Origin of the sequence: Actinacidiphila epipremni, assembly GCF_012034175.1 — a bacterium.
Taxonomy (GTDB): Bacteria; Actinomycetota; Actinomycetes; order Streptomycetales; family Streptomycetaceae; genus Actinacidiphila; species Actinacidiphila epipremni.
Genome location: NZ_JAATEJ010000003.1, coordinates 100,412 through 120,039, shown reverse-complemented (window position 1 = coordinate 120,039; position 19,628 = coordinate 100,412). Strand labels below are relative to the sequence as shown.

The window sequence follows — 19,628 nt, the reverse complement described above, 5'->3', positions numbered from 1 at the left end:
TCGCGCGTGCAGCAAGTTGCCCGCGGGCGTGCAGGAAGCTGAACGCGCATGCCCTCCAACGGCGGTTCGGGAACCGGCACAGTGGTTTGTGCAACGAGGTGGCCGCAACGACGAATTCCCGATGAAACGGAGCAGACATGTGTCGCGCAGCTCGTTCCTGTACCGGGCCCTCCCGGCAGAACCGGATCCTCCGCCTCGCCCTTGGTCCGATCGTCGGCGCGATGTCGCTGGCGTTCGTGGCCGCGGGCGCCGCGACGGCCGCCCCCGCCACTGCCGCGGACGGGCCCGACCAGAGCCCCGTCGTCATGACGGGGAACGTGAACGACTGGGGATGACCCCGTGGGGCTGACCCCAACCTGCCGCGGGGGCGCCGATGTTGTCCGCCCGCCGATGAGGGGAGTCCGCCCGTGCCCACCACGTACCGCGTACGTATCCGCAACGGCGACGACGCCGTACCCGAGACCGCTGCCGTACGGCTGGTGGCGCTGCTGCCCGGCGCCTGGTCGGCGCGGCTGCTGGACTGCTCCGAGGCGGTGACGCTGGCCCTGACGCCGCCGGGGAGTTCGTCCTCGGCCGAGGTCGAGCGAATCGTCGACACGGTGCTGGCCGACGCGGCGCTGCGCGGCTGGTTCCGCGACGGAATGGCCGACCACCACTCCGGTTAGCCGGTTCGGCCGGGCGCGCGGCGCCTTGGTCAAGTCGGCGGTACGGCCCACCGGTTGTTACCGGCGGCAAATTCCACGCCGCCGAAAAAGATCGTAAAGAGCGTCCCGGTGGCTCCGAGTGAAGTGGCGCGTTTCGTATCCCATGTTCTCCGGGCCCGCCATGTCCGCCATGGGCACGGCCGGATCGCCGGATGGCCGATGGCCCCATGGCCCGGCCCCATGGAATTACCCGACTGACTCTTCATGGCTTCATAACGACGCCTGCGACGGCAGGAATGGGGAGAACCGTGACTGAAACTCTGCTCGAGAGCAAGCCGGTCGAGGGCGACGACGCGCCTCCGCCGCTGCTGTGTACGTCCGTGGCGACCCCGTCCGACGCGTTGGACGGCTGGGTCGTCGTCGACTCCCTGGTCGACGGCATGGCGATGGGCGGCACGCGTATGACGGGCTCGGTCACCGAGGCCGAAGTGTGCGCGCTGGCCCGGGCGATGACCGTCAAGCTGGGCCTGGTGGGGCTGCCGATCGGCGGCGCGAAGGCCGGCATCGTGGCGGTGCCCGGGCACCGCGAGCGGGCGCTGCGCTCGTTCGGGCGGGCGGTGGCGCCGCTGCTGCACGGCGGCATCTACCTCGGCTGCGACCAGGGCACCACGCACGCCGACCGCGACCTGTTCTTCGCCGAGGCCGGCTACGACCTCGCGGCCAACCCGCGCGCGTCCGAACTGCCCACCGACTGGGCGAGTTTCTGGCACCCGCTGGTCGACATCACCGGCTTCGGCGTGAGCGCCGGCACCCTCACCGCGCTGGAGTACGGCGGCGCCAACACCCCGCGGCGGATCGCGATCCAGGGCTTCGGGACCGTCGGCCGCGCCGTCGCCAAGACGCTGGAGGCCCGCGGCCACCGGGTCGTCGCGGTCGCGGACGTCGCCGGGACCGTACACGATCCGGCGGGGCTGCCGGTACGCGACCTGCTCGCGATCACCGACACCGCCGGCACCATCGACCGCGCCAAGCTCCCGCCCTGCGTGACCGCGACCGCCGAGCCCGAGGCGTGGCTGGACGTCGACGCGGACGTGCTGGTGCTGGCCGCCGGCGGCGATGCCGTCCGCGCCGACAACGTCCACCGCGTACGGGCCTCGCTCGTCGTCGAGGGCGGCAACCTGTGCTGTACCCCGCAGGCCAAGGAGCGCATGCGCGCGACCGGCACGATCGTCCTGCCGGACGTCGTGGCGAACGTCGGCGGTGCGGCCGTCACCGGCTGCGTGCTCACCGGCGCGCTGCCGAAGATGCCGCACAAGGAGACCGTGGCCTGGCTCTTCGACTGGGTCGACCGGCGGGTGCGGCGCAACAGCCGCGACGTGCTGGAGATCGCCCGCGGCGGCACCGGCGACCCCGTGCCCGAGCTGCTGGCCGACCGCAGGCGGGCGGGCCGGTGACATGACCCGCCCCGGCGTTCAGGAGTCGGCGGTACGGCGCGGGTGGGGGGACCTCGACGTCCTCATCGCCCACACCAAGATGGCCAAGGTGCTGCACGACGAGCTCGACGGCACCCCCGGCGTGCGGCTGCACGTCGGCGAACCGGACGCGCACCGCCCGGAGTCGGGCGAGGCCGGCAGCTACGGCGACGGCACCTGCGGCGAGGGTACGGGCGGCGACCGTACGCGCGGCGACGGCAGCCACGGCCACGGCGCAGGCAGCGAGGGCGCCCCCGGCCCCGCCGACCCGTACCGTACGGCCGACGTCGTCGTCGGCTACCAGTTCCCGCCCGGCAGCCTCGCCGGCTACCCGCGGCTGCGCTGGCTGCACCTCACCGGTACCGGAACCGACCACCTGGCCGCCGCCGGGCTGCCCCCCGGCGTGCTCGTCACCACCTCCGCCCGGGTGCCGGTGGACGCGGTGGCCGAGTACGCCGTGGCCGGGCTGCTGCACCTGCTCAAGGCGCTGCCCGACCTCGGGCGCGGCTCCGGCGGCGCCTGGTACCGCTCCGACGCGCTGATGCTGGGCGGCAGCACGGTCGCGGTGGTCGGCGCCGGGCGGATCGGCCGGGCGGTGCTGCGCCGGCTGGCCGCGCTCGGCGCCCGTACCGTCGCCGTCACCCGGCCCGGACGGACGTGCCCCGTGCCCGGCGCGGACCGCACCGTGCCGTCCGACCGGCTCGCCGAGGTCGCCGCCACGGCCGACCACCTGGTGCTGTGCCTGCCCGGCGGGCCCGGCACCCGGCTGCTCGCCGGCGAGCGCGTGCTGGCCGCCCTGCCGCCGCACGGCACCGTCGTCAACGTCGGCCGCGCCGAGACCCTCGACACCCGTGCCCTTTACGCGGCCCTGCGCGCCGGGCGGCTGCGCGGCGCGTTCCTCGACGTGCACGACACCGAGCCGCTGCCCGCGGACGACCCCGCGTGGCACGTCCCCGGCCTGGTCGTCTCGCCGCACCGGGCCTTCGCCTTTCCCGACGAACCCGCCCAGGTGGCCCAGGCGTTCCTCGCCAACCTGCACGACCTGCGTGCCCTGCGCTCGCCGCGCGACATCACCCTCTGGCACCCGGAGCCCCGCGCCACCGCACCGACCGACGACACGGACAGCACCTCCAGGACCGGCGAAAGGACCGCGCAATGATGGCCGTTCAGCCCTACGACGTGTACCTCGGTTCGCCCGCCTTCGACCTCGTGCCCGGCGTCGAGGAAGGCGTCCGCCGGTTCACCGCCGCGCTCGACGCGGAGGCGCGGCTGCGCCCCGGCGACGTCGAGCCGGTGCTGCGCTCGGTCGAGCGCGGCCTGCAGATCCTCAGCGACACCGCGCAGGCCCGCCGCCACCGCCCCAAGCTCGCCCGACTCGACCTCGGGCGGCCGGTGTTCGTCATCGGCTTCCTGCGCACCGGCTCGACGCTGCTGCACAACCTGCTGGGCCGGCACGAGGAGTTGCACAGCCCCCTGCTGTGGGAGCTGGCCAACCCGGTCGACACCGGCATCCACCCGCAGGAGCACCGGGCGCTGCGCCGCTGGACCGAGGACTACGTCGCCGACTACTACGCCAAGGCGCCGGCGCTGCCCGGCATCCACTACATCGACGCGCACCTGCCCGACGAGTGCCACCGGCTGCTCGCCAACACCTTCCACAGCATGGTGCTGGAGATGCGCTACCGCGTCCCGTCGTACGGCTACTGGCTGCACCGGCAGAGCCTCGTCGAGCCCTACCGCTGGCACCGGCGGCAGCTCCAGACGCTGATGTGGGCGCACCGCCGCGCCGACGGCAGCGTGCCGACGCCGGTGCTCAAGTGCCCTTTCCACACCTGGTTCCTGCGCGACCTGGCGCAGGTATACCCGGAGGCCCGCTTCATCCACCTGCACCGCGACCCGGTCCAGGTCGTCGCCTCGACCGCGAGCCTGTGCCGTACGGTGCGCGGCGCCCGCAGCGGGGAGCAGGACCTCAAGGAGATCGGCGCGCTGTGGTCCGGCCGCATCACCGGGCTGTCCGGCGAACTCGCCGAGGGGCGGGACGACTTGCTCGGCGGGGCGCCGGTGCTGGACCTGCCGTACCGCAAGCTCGTGGCCGATCCGGTCGAGGCGATGCGCGAGGTGTGCTCCTTCCTGGAGCTGCCCTTCAGCGACAGCTTCCGCGCCGGCGTCGAGGACCACCTGCGCAACCACTCCCAGCGCGCACACGGCGGACACCGCTACGGGCCGGCCGAGTTCGGCCTCGACGAGGCCGCGATCCTGCGCGCCACCGCCTCCTACCGCGCCCGCTTCGGGGTCTGACCCCGGGCCGCGCCCGGGCCCGCGACCCCCGCCGACCACGCCCCCGACCCCGGCGGTCACGCCCCACCCACCCGCGAAGGAGCCGAACCCCCGTGCCTGCGAACCCGCACAGCGACGCCGCACCCGCCGACGACCACGCCATACGTGCCGCCGCACTCGTCGCCGCCCACAACCGCACCGCCGGCGCGGGGGCCCTTCCCGTCGGCATCCTCACCCCGCTCACCCCGCCCGGCGACCCGACCGCCGGTGAACTGGCCGTTCGCGGCGCCGTGTTGGGCGCCCGCTACGCCGCCGAGCACGGCATCGGGCCCGGTGTGCGGCTCGTGCTGGAGAACGACCAGCGCGGCGCCACCGAGGAGCACATGTCCCGTTCCGCCGTCGGCGGCCTGGCCAAGCTCGCCTTCGTCGACCGCGTCTCGGCGGTCGTCGGTCAGTGGCACCTGCGCACCACCCCCACCGTCGCCGCCGCGGCCGAGGAGATCGGCCTGCCGCTCTTCGTCGAGAACGGCCACAACACCGTGGCGGACGACCGGCGTTACGTCTTCCGCACGTATTTCTCCATCGCCGACCGGGCGCCGCTGATGGCCGGCTTCGTCAAGGAGCAGGGCTTCCGGCGGATCGCGCTGGTCGCCGCCGACACCGTCTTCGGGCAGATGCTCGCCGACACCCTCGCCGCCGAGCTGCGCACCACCGTGCCCGAGGCCGAGCAGTTCCGCGTCGACTTCGCGCAGGACGGCGTCACCGACCTCGACGAACAGCTCGGCGCCGTCGCGGACTTCGGGCCGGACCTGCTGCTCAACGCCGGCGTCGTGCGCACCAACTACCTCATCGTGCAGGCCGCGATCACCGCGGGACTGCTGCCGGGCGTGCCGATGATGGCGTGCTTCCCCTTCCCGATGCGCGCCGACGACTACTGGCGGCTGGCCGGCAAGGCGGGCGCCGGCGTCGTGTGGCCGGCGACCCGCTTCAGCGGCGGCTGGCCCGGGCTCACGGCGATCGGCCGCTGGTTCGTGGACACCTACCAGCGCGAGTTCGGCAGCTTCCCGCCCGACAACGCGCTGGGCGCCTTCACCGACGTCACGATCCTCGCGCAGGCCGCCGCGGCGGCGGGCGGCACCGGCCGGGCCGAACTCCACCAGGCCCTGGAGTCGGGCACGTTCGACACCTGGCGCGGCCCGGTGTCCTTCCCGTGGTCCGGCGCGCCCGCGCCGCACCACCAGCCGCCGGAGATCGTGCTCATGCACTACCGGCGCTTCGGCGACACCGTGGACGAGGCGGTCGTCGTCTGGCCGCCGCAGTCCGTGACCGGTCCCTACGAGCCGGCGGGTGAGTGAGCCATGGCGACCGCGACCGCACCCCGCACCCCCGACGCCGGCCCGCAGGGCACCGACTGGACCGTCACGCACGCCGTCCTGCGCTTCCTGCGTGCCGAGTTGGGCTGCGACCGGCTCTTCACCGTGCCCGGCGAGGCCTTCCTGCCGCTGCTCGGCCGGGCCGGCGAGGCGGGCCTGGAGCTGGTGACCGTACGGCACGAGGCCGGCGCCGGATTCGCCGCACTGGCCGACGCGCGGCTGACCGGCCGGCCCGGCGTGCTCGCCGTCAACCGCTCCCCTGGCGCCGCCAACGCCGCCATCGCCCTCGACGCGGCGCAGGCCGACCCCACGGCGCTGCTGCTCGTCGTCGGCGGCGCCGAGCGCGGCGCCGACCCCCGTACCGGCTTCCAGGCCACCGACATCGCGGCCTTCCTCGGCGGCCTCGCGCCCGTCGTGACCGTCACCGGCGCGGCCGGGCTGCCCGCGGCGCTGGAGCGCTGCCGGCGGGCGCTGCGGGCCGCGGTGCCCGGCCCTGTGGTGCTGGTCGTCCCCGAGGACGTGTGGGAGGAGCCCGCAGGGCCCGCGCCCGCGGCCGACCCGGAGCCCTGCACGGCCTCGGAGCGGCGCCGCAACGGGCAGCGGACCGCCGCCGCCGTACGCGAGGCACTGCTCGCGGCGGAGCGGCCGGTGCTGCTGGCCGGGCGGCTGCTGCGGGGCCCGGGCGGGCCCGCCGAAAGGCCCGGGGCGCTGCTCGCGCGGCTTGGCGAGGGCGCGGGGCTGCCGGTGCTGCTGGGCAACAAGCAGCAGGACCTGCTCGACAACGCCGCGCCCTGCTACGGCGGCCACCTGCACCTCGGCACCCCGCGCGCGACCCGCGAGCGGCTGGCCGGCGCGGACCTGCTCGTCGTCCTCGGCGACCGCGCCGACACCGTGCACCTGGCCGGACCGCCGCCGCCCGGCCTGCGCGTCCTCACCGTCCACCCCGAACCGGCCGGCCCCGGTGAGCCGTTGGCCGCGGACCCGGTCGCCGTGCTGGCCGAACTGGCGGGCCAGGACTGGCCGGAAGCCCCGGCCGCCCGCCGCGAGTGGCTGCGCGGCTGGCGGGCCCTGGAGACCGCGCTCGCCCAGGCGGCGCCGCAACCCCGTCCCGACGGCGTGGACTTCGCGGCCGTCGCCGCCGCGCTCGGCCGCCGGCTCCCGCCCGACGCGATCGTCACCCTCGACGCCGGGAACTTCAGCAGCTGGATCCACCGCCATGTCCCGCTCGGCGCCGGCCAGCGGCAACTCGCCCTCGCGGGCGGCTCCATGGGCTTCGGCGTGCCCGCCGCGGTCGCCGCGGCACTGCGCCACCCGGACCGTACGGTCGTCGCCGTCGTCGGGGACGGCGGGCTGCTCATGACCGGCAACGAGCTCGCCACCGGGTGCGCCGCCGGCCGGGCGCCCGTCGTGGTCGTCGCCGACAACGGCTCGTACGGCACCATCCGCGGCCACCAGGACCGCGCCTTCCCCGGCCGGGACTGCGGCACCGACCTCGTCAACCCCGACCTGGTGGGCTGGGCGCGGTCCTTCGGGCTGGCCGCCGAACGCGTCGAGGAGCCGCACCAGGTGGAGCCGGCGCTCCGCCGCGCGCTCGCCGCCCGCCGCGGCTACCTGCTGCACGTACGGACCAGCCTCCAGGCCGTCCACGCCAACTTCGACCTGCCCCGCCGAGCTTGAGGAGCCCACGGTGCCCGCCTCCGCCGCAACCACCACGCCTGAAGCCGCAGTTGCCGCGTCCGAAGCTGCCCCCGCCGCCGGGAACGCCCCCGCCGCAGCCGCACCCGACGCCGCCCCCGCCCGCCCCGCCGTCCTGGACCACGCCCCCGCCCTCGCCGCGATCGTCGGCGACCGGCACGTCCTGACCGGCCCGGGCCTGCCCGCCCGCTACACCCAGGACCTGTGGGGCAGCGACCGCGAGGGCGTCGCGAGCCTGGTCGTACGCCCCGGGTCGGCGCAGGAGGTCGCGCTGGTGCTGCGCTACTGCCATGAGCACCGGCAGCCGATGGTGGTGCAGGGCGGCATGACGGGCCTGGTATCCGGCGGGGTGCCGGGCGCCGAGGAGGTCATCGTCTCGACCGAACGCCTCACCGCCGTCGGCCCGGTGGACACCGCCGCCGCGACCGTCACGGCGCAGGCCGGCGTCACGCTGGCCGTGCTCCAGGCGGTCGCCGCCGGGCACGGCCTGGCCGTGCCGATCGACCTCGCCTCCAAGGACTCGGCGACGATCGGCGGTTGCGTCGCCACCAACGCCGGCGGCGTCAACGTCGTCGGCCACGGCATGACCCGGCAGCACGTGCGCTCGCTCCAAGTCGCCTGCACCGACGGCACGTTGCTGGACCTGTCGACGCCGCTGGTCAAGGACAACGCCGGCTACGACCTCAAGCAGCTCTTCATCGGCAGCGAGGGCACCCTCGGCGTCATCACCGAGGCCACGATCGCGCTGCGCCCGGCCGCCGCGGACCGCCTCGGCGCCTTCTGCGCGGTTGCCGACATTCCCGCGGCGCTGCGGCTGCTGGCCGCGGTACGGTCCGCGCTGCCGGGCGCGCTCACCGCCTTCGAGGTGATGTGGGCCGACGCCTACGCCGTACTGGACGGCACTGGGGTGCGGCTGCCGCTGCCGCAGGGGCACCCGCTCTACATCCTCCTGGAGTGCGAGTCGGCGCGCGCAAGCGCCGACCAGGCGGTGCTGCTGGACTGCCTGGACGGACTGTCGGAGGTCCTGCTGGACACCGCGGTCGCCACCGACGCCGCGGACCTGCGCACCTTCTGGCAGGCCCGCGAGCGCGTGCCGTCCGAAGTGCTGCGCATGCAGCCGCTGTTCGGCTTCGACGTGAGCCTCCCGGCGCAGGCGCTCAGCGACTGCCTGGACGCGATACGGGCCGAACTCACCCCCGTCTGGCCGCGGGTGAGGCTGCTGGTCTTCGGCCACCTCGGCGACGACAACGTCCACCTCGCCGTGGTCACCGGCGAGGCCACCCGCAAGCGCAAGGCCGAGGTCGAACACATCGTCTACCGGGCGGTGTCGGCGTACGGCGGGTCCATCTCGGCGGAACATGGCATCGGCTTCGAAAAGCGCGATTACCTCGACTACACGCGCTCGCCCCAGGAGATCGAGATCATGCGGGCACTGAAGCGGACCTTCGACCCGCGCGGCGTCCTGAACCGCGGACGCGTACTGACCTGGCCAGGAGATGATGCCGATGCCTGCTGACAACCCCGCCACCAGCGAGAACGGGCCCGCCGCAGCCCACCGCGGACTGACCCGCTGGCAGGCCGTGCCGCTCGCCATCGGCTCCATCGCCGGCTCCGGCATCCTCTTCCTGCCGTCCGCCACCTACGCCAAGGCGGGTGACAACAGCCTCCTCGTCTGGGGGCTTTCCATCCTGCTGTGTTTACCCATGCTGCTGATGTTCGACGACATGGTGCGCGCCAACCCCGACGGCCGCGGCATCGAGGCGTTCATCCGGATGGGACTCGGCCCGCTGTTCGGCCGGGCGGTGCCGGTGCTCTTCATCGCGCTGGTCATCGTCGGCCTGCCCTCGGGCGCCTTCGTCGCCGGCCGCTATGTGTCCCGCACCTTCCACGGCGGGCTCGCCGCCACCAGCGCCGTCGCCGCGGCCGTGCTGCTCGCCGCGCTCGCCACCAACCTCGCGGGCGTGCGCACCAGCAGCCGGCTGCAAACTGTCGTCACGTGGGGCCTGGTGGCGATGGCGACGATCCTGCTCGGCTCCGCGCTGCCCTCCGCCGGCGGCCACCTGGACACCGTCACACCCGACAGCGGGCACCTGTCCGTGGTGCTGCCCGGCATGCTGCTGGCCTTCTGGGCCTTCGCCGGCTTCGAGAACCTGACCTTCCTCAGCCGTGAATTCCGCCGCCCGGCAAAGGACTTCCTGCCGGTGAGCGCCATCGCGCTGAGCGTCTACGGGGTGTTCACCATCCTGCTGACGGTCGCCATCGCCGTCCGCATCCCGCGCGGCGACGTCGACGAGGTCACCGGGCTGCTGCAACTGGCCGCGACCATGCACCCGGAGAAGCTGGTGACGTGGGCGGTGACCGTCATCGCCTTCAGCGCGATGCTGCTCAACGCGGTCGCGTGGGTGTGGGGCGTCTCCGGCCTGGTCTCCGACGCCGCCCACAACGGCATGCTGCCGTCCCGCTTCGCCGCCCCCGACGGCGCCCGCGGTGTCTCCCGCGGCACCGCGGCCCTGCTGGTCGCCCTTTTCGCCGTGACCTTCACCGTGCTGGTGCTCTTCCCCGGCCTCGTCGTGGACGCGACGGCGACCGCGAGCGCCATCTTCATGATCCTCTACGTGCTCGCGATCGTCTCGTACGCGCGCGTGCGCGGCCTGACCGTCCGGTCGGCGCTGAACATGGTGCTGCTGGTCGTCATGGCCGTGAGCCTCGTCCAGGCGCGCTGGCAGTCGCTCTACGGCGTCGTGGTGCTGCTGCTGGCGCTCGGCGTGCAGTTCGGGCAGCGGCGGTTCGGCGCGCGGGCCGGGGCGGCCGGCGGCCCGGCGGGCGAGGCACCGCAGCCCGTGCCCTCCGCCGCGGAAAGGGAGTCCTCGACATGAGCACCGCCATGAGCGCCACCAGCACCGCCACGAGCGCCGCGACCACCGCCACGGGCGCCACCAGCGCCATGAGCACCGCCGCACCCGCGGCGCCGGCCGCCGAGTCCGTCTTCGTCCGCATCCCGGCCGCCGCCGCGCGGCACGGGGCGATCAACCTCGCCCAGGGCGTCTTCGACCACGGCCCCGCGCCCGCCCTCCTCGACGCGCTCGGCTCGCTCGGCGGCGGCCCCGAGCACCAGTATTCGCCCAGCTCCGGCCACCCGGCGCTGCGGGCCGCGCTCGCCGCCCACACCACGCGGTGGGCGGGCGTCGCATGCGACCCGGACACCGAGGTCACCGTGACCGCGGGCGCGACCGAGGCCCTCTACTGCACCCTCTTCGCGCTGCTCGGCCCCGGCGACGAGGCGATCCTGGTCGAGCCCGCGTACGAGAGCTACGCCCCGGTCGTCGCCGCGACCGGCGCCACCGTGCGCCGGGTGCGCCCGCCGGGGCCGCGCGCCGGCATCGAACCGGCGCTGCTCGCGGCGGCCGTGACCCCGGCGACCCGGGTCATCGTCGTCAACTCGCCCTGGAACCCGCTCGGCCGGTCCTTCGACCCGGCCGAATGGCAGGCGGTCGCCGACCTCGCCGCACGGCACGGCCTCACCGTCGTCTCCGACGAGACCTACGAGCACCTCACCCTCGACGGCACCCCGCACCCGGGCGTGCTGTCACTGGTCGAGGACCCGGAGCGGCGGGTGAAGGTCTCCTCGATCTCCAAGACGCTGGCCGCGACCGGCTGGCGGGTCGGCTGGGCGGTCGCCGGGCCCGAACTGACCCGCCGCATCAGGGCCGTTCACCAGTTCCTGACCTTCTGCCCCGCCACACCGCTGCAACTGGCCGCCGCGCACGTGCTGGACTCGCCCGGCTTCCCGGAACTGGTCGCGGCCCGGTCCGCCGAACTGGCCCGCGTCGTCGGCGACTTCTGCCGGCGCCTGACGGCCGCCGGGCTGCCCGCGCCGGTGCCCGAGAGCGGCTTCTACGTCGTCTGCGACGTCGGCGAGGACGCCGAGGCGTGGTGCGAACGGGCCATCACCGAGGGCGGCGTCGCCGCGCTGCCGCTCACCGCCTTCTACGCCGGACCCGGCGGCGACGCCCGCACACGGGTGCGCTTCGCCCTGTGCAAGCGCGAGGACACCCTGCGCGAGGCGGCGGCGCGCCTGGAGCGCCACCTGGCCCGTACGGGCCGGCGACCGGCGAACTGACCGCACCGGACGACGTGTCGAGGAGATGGAGATGCCATGAGCGCAGCCAGCAGCACCGCGGGCCCGGTCGGCCGGGTCGTCATCGTCACCGGCGGCTTCGGCAGGCTCGGCGCCGCCATCGGTGAGCGGGCCGAGCGGGACGGCATGACCGTCGTCCGCACCGGCCGCACCCCCCGCCCCGGCGGCGTCGTCCACGACGTCCGCGACCCCAAGTCCTGGACGGCGCTCGTCGACGAGGTCATACGGTGCCACGGCCGGGTCGACGCCCTCGTCAACGCCGCCGGCCACCTCGGCGGCGTACCGCAGGACGTGCTGACCGCCACGCCCGAGCAGTGGCACGACCTGCTGGACACCCACGTCGTCGGGGCCTGGCTGGGCTGCGCCGAGATCGTGCGGCGCCGGCCCGCGCACCCGGTCTCGCTGGTCAACGTCAGCTCCACGGCAGGGCAGTTGGCGACGCCCGGGATGGTCGCGTACGGGGCGATGAAGGCGGCGGTCGAGCACCTGACGCGGTCCGTCGCGCTCCACTGCGCCCGGGCCGGGCTGCCGGTGCGCTGCAACGCGGTCGCGCCCGCGCTCGTCGACGGCGGGCTGCGGGACGACGTCCTGGCCACCATCGGGCCCGACCCCGAACAGGCGCTCGCCGCCTACCTGTCGCGGGTGCCGCTCGGCCGGCTGGTCGGCCCCGGCGAGGTCGCCGACACCGCCTACCAGCTCATCGCCGCCGGCGGCCCCTCGCTCACCGGCCAGGTCGTCACCGTCGGCGGCGGCCTCGGCCTGGCGTGACCCCCAGGTCCTGGGCCCGGCACAACACCCCCCACCCGTAGGCCCGTTCGCCGCTCGGACGCTCTCCGTACCGCCGTCACCCACCCGACACGCACGAGGAGAAAGCCGTGGAATACGCCAACGACGTCTGCGAACTGATCGGCAACACCCCGCTGGTGCGGCTCGGCCCGGTCGCCGCCGGGCTGAGCCCGCTGGTGCTGGCCAAGGTCGAGTTCTTCAACCCCGGCGGCAGCTCCAAGGACCGCATCGCCCGGCGGATGATCGACGCCGCCGAGCAGGCCGGGCTGCTGATGCCCGGCGGCACGATCGTCGAGCCGACGTCCGGCAACACCGGCGTGGGCCTCGCGATCGTCGCCCAACAGCGCGGCTACCGCTGCGTGTTCGTCTGTCCGGACAAGGTGAGCGAGAGCAAGCGCGACACGCTGCGGGCGTACGGGGCCGACGTCGTGGTCTGTCCCACGGCGGTGCCGGCCGACCACCCCGACTCCTATTACAGCGTCTCCGACCGGCTGGCCCGGCAGATCCCCGGCGCGTGGAAGCCCGACCAGTACGCCAACCCCGAGAACCCGGCGAGCCATTACGCCACGACCGGGCCGGAGATCTGGCGGCAGACGCAGGGCCGGGTCACGCACTTCGTCGCCGGGATCGGCACGGGCGGGACGATCACCGGGACCGGGCGGTACCTGAAGGAGGTGTCCGGCGGGCGGGTGCGGATCGTCGGCGCCGACCCCGACGGCTCGGTCTACTCCGGCGGAACGGGCCGCCCGTACCTGGTCGAGGGCGTCGGCGAGGACCTGTGGCCGGCGGCGTACGACCCGGGGATCTGCGACGAGATCGTCAAGGTGAGCGACGCCGAGGCCTTCCATCTCACCCGCCGGCTCGCCCGCGAGGAGGGGCTGCTGGTGGGCGGCTCGTGCGGGCTTGCGGTCGCCGCGGCACTGCGGGTGGCCCGCACGTGCGGCCCGGACGACGTGGTCGTGGTGCTGCTGCCGGACGGCGGGCGCGGCTACCTGGGCAAGATCTTCAACGACACGTGGATGGCCTCGCACGGCTTCCTGACCGCCCCCGCGGACGGCACCGACCCGCTGCGCGCGGTCACCATGCGCGAGGTGCTGCGCGGCAAGGGCAGCTCGCTCCCGCAGATGGTGCACATCCACCCCGGCCAGTCGCTCGCGGAGGCGGCCGAGGTGCTGCGCCGCTACGGCGTCTCGCAGATGCCGGTCGTCAACGCCGAACCGCCGGTGACGGCGGGCGAGGTGGTCGGCTCGATCACCGAACGCGCCCTGCTGGAGGCGATGTTCTCCCCGTCGACCGACCCGGCCGACCCGGTGGCCGCGCACATGTCGCCGCCGCTCGCCTGCGTGGGCGCGGGCGCGACGCTGCCCGACGCGATCGCCGCGCTCGGCACGGCGGACGGCGTGATGGTCCTCGACGAGGGCAAGCCGGTGGGCGTCGTGACCCGCCACGACCTGCTGGGCCACCTGTGCGCCACCCGGCACGAGCCGGCACCCGAGCCGGCACCCGAGGCGGCCTCCCGCCTGGAGCGGGTGGGCTGATCGCCGCCTCCGTCTCGCAGCCCGGCACCGAGCTGGGCGACCCCGGCCCCGTCCCCCACCGGGGCTGGAACGGCCTGGCCTGACGTACGGCAGCCTGACGTACGGCAGCCGTCGGGCGCCCGGCCCCGCGGGGTTCAGGCGCCCGACGCGCCGTCCTGCGGGGTCGCGAGCCACCGGGCGATCGTGGACATCGTCGCGGGGCCGTAGTCGGCGTTGACGTCCGCGGCGAGGTCGGCGACGGATATCGCGGCCAGGGCGGCGCGCCAGGCGGCGTCCGCCGCGGACATCGCGCGGGTGATCGCGCACGGGCGGGTGCACGCCTCGGGTGGGGCGGCGAGCGGGCCGCGCTGCCGGATCTCGGTGCAGACGAAGGCGGGCGTCGCGCCGTCCACGGCCGTCACGACGTCGAGGACGGAGATGCGCGCGGGCGCCCGGGTCAGGACGTAGCCGCCCGCCTTGCCCTGCACCGACTGGACCAGGCCGGCCCGGGAGAGCGCCTGGAGCTGCTTGGCCAGATAGCTCGCGGAGACGTCGTGCAGCTCGGCCAGCCGCGCCGCCGGTACGGGCTCGGTCGCGGTGGTCAGGACGACGCAGCAGTGCAGGGCCCACTCGACCCCGCCGGACAGTTTCACGGATCCGTCCCTCCCGCCGGCCGGCCCCCATTGACTCGGACAAAGACTATCCGACTATTATCCCGGATAAGAACTGTCCGAGTATGCGCCACGAGTGGCGGGGCCCGCGCGGCCCCGGAAAGGTGTCAGCCATGAAGTTCACCGTGATCGGCGGAACCGGCCGGATCGGCTCGCAGGTGGTGGCCAAGCTGCGGGCCGCCGGGCACGAGGCCGTCCCCGCCGCGCCGTCCACCGGCGTCGACATGCTGTCCGGCGCGGGCCTGGCCGGCGCCCTCGAAGGCGCCGACACCGTGGTCAACCTCGCGAACTCGCCGACCTTCGACGCGGCCTCGCTCGACTTCTTCCGCACCTCGATGGGCAATCTGCTCGCCGCGGGCGAGCGCGCCGGTGTCGGCCACCAGGTCGTGCTGTCCATCGTCGGCGTGGACCAGGTCCCCGCGCTGGACTACTACCGGGCCAAGACCCTCCAGGAGGAGCTGCTGCAGCAGGGCCCGACGCCGTACTCGATCGTCCGCGCCACGCAGTTCTTCGAGTTCATGGGCGACGTGCTGTCGTGGACCGCGGACGACAAGGCCGTACGGCTGCCGGCCACCCGCCTGCAGCCCATCGCGGCGGCCGACGTCGTCGACGGGGTCGTCGAGGTCGCCACCGGCGCGCCGCTGCGCGGCATCCGCAACATCGCCGGGCCCGACGTCTTCGCGCTCGACGAGCTCGGCAGGATCACCCTGGAGGCCGAGGGCGACGGCCGTACCGTCGTCACCGACGACTCCGCCGGGATGTTCGCGGCGGCCGGCGGCGATGTGCTCATCGCCGGGCCCGACGCGCACCTCGCGCCGACGCACTACCGCGACTGGCTTCGCGCGCAAACCCGCTGAGCTGCGGCTTCTCCCAGGAGCGGATGTGGCGCGTACGACCCCGCGCGGAGGTTTGCGGGAAGATCGTCACGCGTGGGAGGGAAAAGGATCAGTCGCGCGCTTTGGCCCGGCCGGACCGGGCAAGTCTGGATTCGGCGACGCCGTGAGAGGAAAAGGCGGAGCGGTCGGCCGGCCGCTCCACCGCCTGGCAACAGGGCCTGGCAGCAGGTCCGACGCGCGATTCCCGTTGCGCGCATTTCCGTTTCCTGGGAGGGAACACCATGGCAAGCATCCGCAACCTCCGCGTCCTGGCCGCCGTGGCCGCACTGCCCGTCGCGGCGGTGCTGTTCGCCGGCACCGCCGCGGCGGATGACGGCGCTTTCGCGGGTGGCAACTCGGACGCGACGGTCGTCAGCAACTCCGGTGGCAACGTCCTCGGCGGCAACCTCGGGAACGTGACGACGACGCAGCAGGCCGCGACCGGCGCGGGCGCGTCCAACCAGAACAACACCGCGAGCGTGACCGGCTCGGGCTTCACGGTCATCGGCCAGAACACGGCGAACGGCAACGTCTTCCCGTTCTTCTGGTGAGCCCTCTGCTGTGAGCTTTCGGCCGTGAACCCCCGGGCTGGGCGCGCGACGGTATCCCCGTGCCGTCGCGCGCCCGTACGTTCCTGGAGGTGTGTGTCAGGGAGGCGTTGTCCACAGCCTGTGGACAACGCCTCGCGGCGTGTCTGCGTGCTCTGGAGCCGAACCCCGCGTTGACTCGCCGGATGACCGAGAGAAGTGGTTTTGTCCGTTATGTACGCCACCTGCTGGTGGGCACCCTGACGATGACCTGCCTGCTCCTCCCCGTGATGAGCGCCGCCGCCGCGCCGGCCGCCCCCGGAGCGAACCGCGGCGACACCGCTCCCCGTATTTTCCAGGGCCGCGGCTTTGACACCTGCCAGGCCCCCGACCTGGCGACGATGCGCGCCTGGCGGGCCTCGTCGGCCTACCGCGCCGCCGGGATCTACTTCGGCGGACGCGCCCGCGCCTGCAAGAGCCAGGCCCACCTCACCCCCGACTGGGTCCGGCAGACCACGGCCGCCGGCTGGAGCCTGCTGCCCATCTACGTCGGCTCGCAGAGCCCCTGCGTCAACGGCACCAACAAGAACCCCTTCCGCATCGACCCGGCCACGGCCGCGACGCAGGGCGGCACCGAGGGCGCGGACGCGGTCACCGCCGCCAGGGCCCTCGGCCTGGGCAAGGGCAGCGCCCTCTACCTCGACATGGAGGCGTACGACATCCGCGACGCGGACTGCGCCGCCGCGACGCTCACCTTCCTGCGCGGCTGGGACCGCCAGGTGCAGGCCGCCGGCTACCTCGCCGGCTTCTACAGCAGCGCCGACTCCGGCATCAAGCACATCGAGACCGCCCGCAAGGCCGGCGCCACCGACCTGCCGGACGCCGTCTGGTACGCCCGCTGGGGCGTCAGCGCCACGCTCACCGCCGAGCCGGCGCTCGCCAAGGACGCCTGGGCCTCGCACGCCCGCATCCACCAGTACACCGGCAGCGTCACCGAGTCCTACGGCGGCAAGAAGCTCACCATCGACCGCGACCTCGTCGACGCGCCGGTGGCCGTGGTGGGCTGAGCCGCACGGCGGCCCACCAGGGTCGTCAGGGGGAGCCCCTGCGGGAACCGGGCCCGCGGCTCCCCCCTCGGAAGGTGGGGAAAGCCCCCGTCCTACGACCTGAGGGTGATCCCCGGTCGGCACCTGCGGCCGATCCGCCGGGGGTGCCCCGGCGCCTAGCGTGGAGCCATGACCACGCCTGTGTGCACCCGCGCCGGCACGACGCAGTTCACGGCCTACGTCCGGACCAAGGGCCCGACGCTGCTGCGCACCGCGCGCTCCCTGACCCCGAACGCCGCCGACGCCGAGGACCTGCTCCAGACCGCGCTGACCAAGACGTATCTCGCCTGGGACCGCATCGACGACCACCGCGCCCTCGACGGCTATGTGCGCCGCACCCTGGTGAACACCAGGACGTCGCAGTGGCGCAAGCGCAAGGTGGACGAGTTCAGCACCGACGAACTGCCCGAGCCCGCCGGCGCCGCCACCCCCGACCTCACCGAGCAGCAGGCCCAGCGGGACGCGCTGCTGCGCGCGATAGCCCGGCTGCCCCCGCGCCAGCGGGCCATGGTGGTGCTGCGCTACTACGAGGACATGAGCGAGGCGCAGACCGCCGAGGCGATGGGCGTGTCGATCGGCACCGTCAAGAGCGCGGTCTCCCGCGCCCTGGGCAAGCTGCGCGACGACCCCGAGCTGGAGCTGTGCGTGGCCTGAGCGCCGAGGGGGCGAGGGGGATCGGAGGGGATCGGAGGGGGATCGGAGCGGAGACCGGAGGGGGGATCCGGCGGGGAGATCCGGGGGGAGCGGGCGGTGCCGCTCGCGCGGGGTAGTGACATACCGCCTGGTATGCCAGCACAATGCCGGGAACCGACCGCCGACCCCGTGCCGTCCACCGGAGGCCCCGCCGTGCTGAGCACCATGCAGGACGTACCGCTGACCGTGACCCGCATCCTCGCGCACGGGACGGTGGTGCACGGCAGGTCCACCGTCACCACCTGGACCGGCGAGGGGGCACCGCAGCGGCGTACGTTCCGCGAGACCGGGGAGCGCGCGGTGCAGCTCGCCAACGCCCTGCGCGACGAGCTCGGCGTGTCCGAGGGCGACCGGGTCGCGACCCTCATGTGGAACAACGCCGAGCACCTGGAGGCGTATCTCGCGATCCCCTCCATGGGCGCGATCCTGCACACCCTGAACCTGCGGCTGCCCGCCGACCAGCTGGTCTGGATCGTGGGCCACGCCGCCGACCGCGTCCTGCTCGTCAACGGCACGCTGCTGCCGCTGCTCGCCCCGCTGCTGCCCCGCATGGAACCGCTGGAGCACATCGTCGTCGTCGGGCCCGGCGACCGCGCCCTCCTGGACGGCTCCGCGCCCGCCGTGCACGACTACGAGGAGCTGCTGGCCGGCCGCCCCACCAGCTACGCCTGGCCCGAGCTGGACGAGCGCACCGCCGCGGCCATGTGCTACACTTCCGGCACCACCGGCGAGCCCAAGGGCGTGGTCTACTCCCACCGGTCGATCTACCTGCACTCGATGCAGGTCGGCAGCGCCGAGTCGATGGGCCTGACCGACCACGACACGACGCTGCCGGTCGTGCCGATGTTCCACGTCAACGCGTGGGGGCTGCCGCACGCGGCCTTCATGAGCGGGGTCAACCTGCTGATGCCCGACCGCTTCCTGCAGCCCGGCCCGCTCGCCGAGATGATCGAGAGCGAGCGCCCCACGCACGCCGCCGCCGTGCCCACCATCTGGCAGGGCCTGCTCGCCGAGCTCACCGCCAAGCCGCGCGACATCGGCTCCCTCACCCGGGTGACCATCGGCGGCTCCGCGTGCCCGCCCGCGCTGATGCAAGCCTTCGAGGAGCAGCTGGGCGTACAGGTCTGCCACGCCTGGGGCATGACGGAGACCTCGCCGCTCGGCACGGTCGCGCTGCCGCCCGGGCACGCGCGGGGCGCGGAGGAGGAGTGGGCGTACCGCGTCACGCAGGGCCGCTTCCCCGCGTCAGTCGAGGCCCGGCTCGTCGGCCCGGACGGCGCGATCATGCCCTGGGACAACGCCTCGGCCGGCGAGCTGGAGGTACGCGGCCCCTGGATCGCCGGGGCGTACTTCGGCGGCGCCGGCGCGGAGCCGCTGCGCCCCGAGGACAAGTTCAGCCCGGACGGCTGGCTGCGTACGGGTGACGTCGGCGTCATCTCGCCGGACGGCTTCCTGACCCTCACCGACCGGGCCAAGGACGTCATCAAGTCCGGCGGTGAGTGGATCTCCTCGGTCGAGCTGGAGAACGCGCTGATGGCCCACCCCGACGTCACCGAGGCCGCGGTGGTGGCGGTCCCCGACGAGCGGTGGGGCGAGCGCCCGCTGGCCGCGGTCGTCCTCGCGGACGGCACGGCGACCGGCTACGAGGAGCTGCGCGCCTTCCTCGCCGAGCGCGTCGCGCACTGGCAGCTGCCGGAGCGCTGGACGCGGATCGCGGCGGTGCCGAAGACGAGCGTGGGCAAGTTCGACAAGAAGGTGCTCCGCAGGTCGTACGCCGAAGGTGAGCTGGACGTGACCCGGTTGTAGGGCCCGGGGCGTACGGGCAGGGCGTGCGGTCGTACGGGCGGGGCGTGC

General features: G+C 74.3%; 17 protein-coding genes. 16 read left to right on the top strand and 1 reads right to left on the bottom strand.

What is annotated here, in order from left to right:
- The first annotated feature begins 407 nt into the window (after positions 1–407).
- The 11 genes from HCN08_RS05715 (at position 408) to HCN08_RS05665 (ending at position 13,923) form a co-directional block, all read left to right on the top strand.
- On the top strand, positions 408–665 hold the full coding sequence (locus HCN08_RS05715) for a hypothetical protein (protein ID WP_167981778.1): 258 nt from the start codon (positions 408–410) through the stop codon (positions 663–665).
- A gap of 287 nt (positions 666–952) precedes the next feature.
- On the top strand, positions 953–2,098 hold the full coding sequence (locus HCN08_RS05710; protein WP_322974251.1) for a Glu/Leu/Phe/Val dehydrogenase dimerization domain-containing protein: 1,146 nt from the start codon (positions 953–955) through the stop codon (positions 2,096–2,098).
- Between the two features lies 1 nt (position 2,099).
- Positions 2,100–3,275, top strand: a complete 1,176-nt coding sequence (locus tag HCN08_RS05705; RefSeq protein WP_167981776.1) for an NAD(P)-dependent oxidoreductase — start codon at positions 2,100–2,102, stop codon at positions 3,273–3,275.
- On the top strand, positions 3,272–4,414 hold the full coding sequence (locus HCN08_RS05700; protein WP_167981775.1) for a sulfotransferase family protein: 1,143 nt from the start codon (positions 3,272–3,274) through the stop codon (positions 4,412–4,414). The genes HCN08_RS05705 and HCN08_RS05700 overlap by 4 nt, the downstream gene beginning before the upstream one ends.
- 92 nt (positions 4,415–4,506) lie before the next feature.
- Positions 4,507–5,748, top strand: coding sequence for an ABC transporter substrate-binding protein (locus HCN08_RS05695; protein WP_167981774.1), 1,242 nt, complete (start codon positions 4,507–4,509; stop codon positions 5,746–5,748).
- Between the two features lie 3 nt (positions 5,749–5,751).
- Positions 5,752–7,443, top strand: coding sequence for a thiamine pyrophosphate-dependent enzyme (locus HCN08_RS05690; protein WP_167981773.1), 1,692 nt, complete (start codon positions 5,752–5,754; stop codon positions 7,441–7,443).
- A gap of 10 nt (positions 7,444–7,453) precedes the next feature.
- Complete coding sequence (locus HCN08_RS05685) at positions 7,454–8,977, top strand: FAD-binding oxidoreductase (protein ID WP_167981772.1); 1,524 nt, start codon at positions 7,454–7,456, stop codon at positions 8,975–8,977.
- Positions 8,967–10,337: an APC family permease gene (locus HCN08_RS05680; RefSeq protein WP_167981771.1), complete on the top strand. Its 1,371-nt coding sequence runs from the start codon at positions 8,967–8,969 to the stop codon at positions 10,335–10,337. Before HCN08_RS05685 ends, HCN08_RS05680 begins: the two co-directional genes overlap by 11 nt.
- Positions 10,334–11,581, top strand: coding sequence for a pyridoxal phosphate-dependent aminotransferase (locus HCN08_RS05675; RefSeq protein ID WP_167981770.1), 1,248 nt, complete (start codon positions 10,334–10,336; stop codon positions 11,579–11,581). The genes HCN08_RS05680 and HCN08_RS05675 overlap by 4 nt, the downstream gene beginning before the upstream one ends.
- Positions 11,582–11,617: 36 nt before the next feature.
- Positions 11,618–12,367, top strand: a complete 750-nt coding sequence (locus tag HCN08_RS05670; RefSeq protein WP_167981769.1) for an SDR family NAD(P)-dependent oxidoreductase — start codon at positions 11,618–11,620, stop codon at positions 12,365–12,367.
- Between the two features lie 107 nt (positions 12,368–12,474).
- A complete protein-coding gene (locus HCN08_RS05665) occupies positions 12,475–13,923 on the top strand; it encodes a cystathionine beta-synthase (protein WP_167981768.1) in 1,449 nt (482 codons plus the stop codon).
- A gap of 134 nt (positions 13,924–14,057) precedes the next feature.
- Here the strand turns inward: HCN08_RS05665 and HCN08_RS05660 are convergent, their stop codons facing one another.
- Positions 14,058–14,555: an RrF2 family transcriptional regulator gene (locus HCN08_RS05660; RefSeq protein ID WP_322974250.1), complete on the bottom strand. Its 498-nt coding sequence runs from the start codon at positions 14,553–14,555 to the stop codon at positions 14,058–14,060.
- 131 nt (positions 14,556–14,686) lie between these two features.
- On the opposite strand from HCN08_RS05660, the gene HCN08_RS05655 reads away from it, so the two are divergent.
- The 5 genes from HCN08_RS05655 to HCN08_RS05635 all read left to right on the top strand — a co-directional run bounded on the left by HCN08_RS05655 (position 14,687) and on the right by HCN08_RS05635 (position 19,580).
- Positions 14,687–15,430, top strand: a complete 744-nt coding sequence (locus tag HCN08_RS05655; RefSeq protein ID WP_167981767.1) for an SDR family oxidoreductase — start codon at positions 14,687–14,689, stop codon at positions 15,428–15,430.
- Between the two features lie 260 nt (positions 15,431–15,690).
- Positions 15,691–15,999, top strand: a complete 309-nt coding sequence (locus tag HCN08_RS05650) for a hypothetical protein (protein ID WP_167981766.1) — start codon at positions 15,691–15,693, stop codon at positions 15,997–15,999.
- A gap of 182 nt (positions 16,000–16,181) precedes the next feature.
- Positions 16,182–17,042: a DUF1906 domain-containing protein gene (locus HCN08_RS05645; RefSeq protein WP_167981765.1), complete on the top strand. Its 861-nt coding sequence runs from the start codon at positions 16,182–16,184 to the stop codon at positions 17,040–17,042.
- Between the two features lie 168 nt (positions 17,043–17,210).
- Positions 17,211–17,735 carry a SigE family RNA polymerase sigma factor gene (locus tag HCN08_RS05640; protein ID WP_167981764.1) on the top strand — a complete coding sequence of 175 codons (525 nt, stop codon included), beginning with the start codon at positions 17,211–17,213 and terminating at the stop codon, positions 17,733–17,735.
- 192 nt (positions 17,736–17,927) lie between these two features.
- On the top strand, positions 17,928–19,580 hold the full coding sequence (locus tag HCN08_RS05635; protein WP_167981763.1) for a long-chain fatty acid--CoA ligase: 1,653 nt from the start codon (positions 17,928–17,930) through the stop codon (positions 19,578–19,580).
- Positions 19,581–19,628 lie beyond the last annotated feature (48 nt).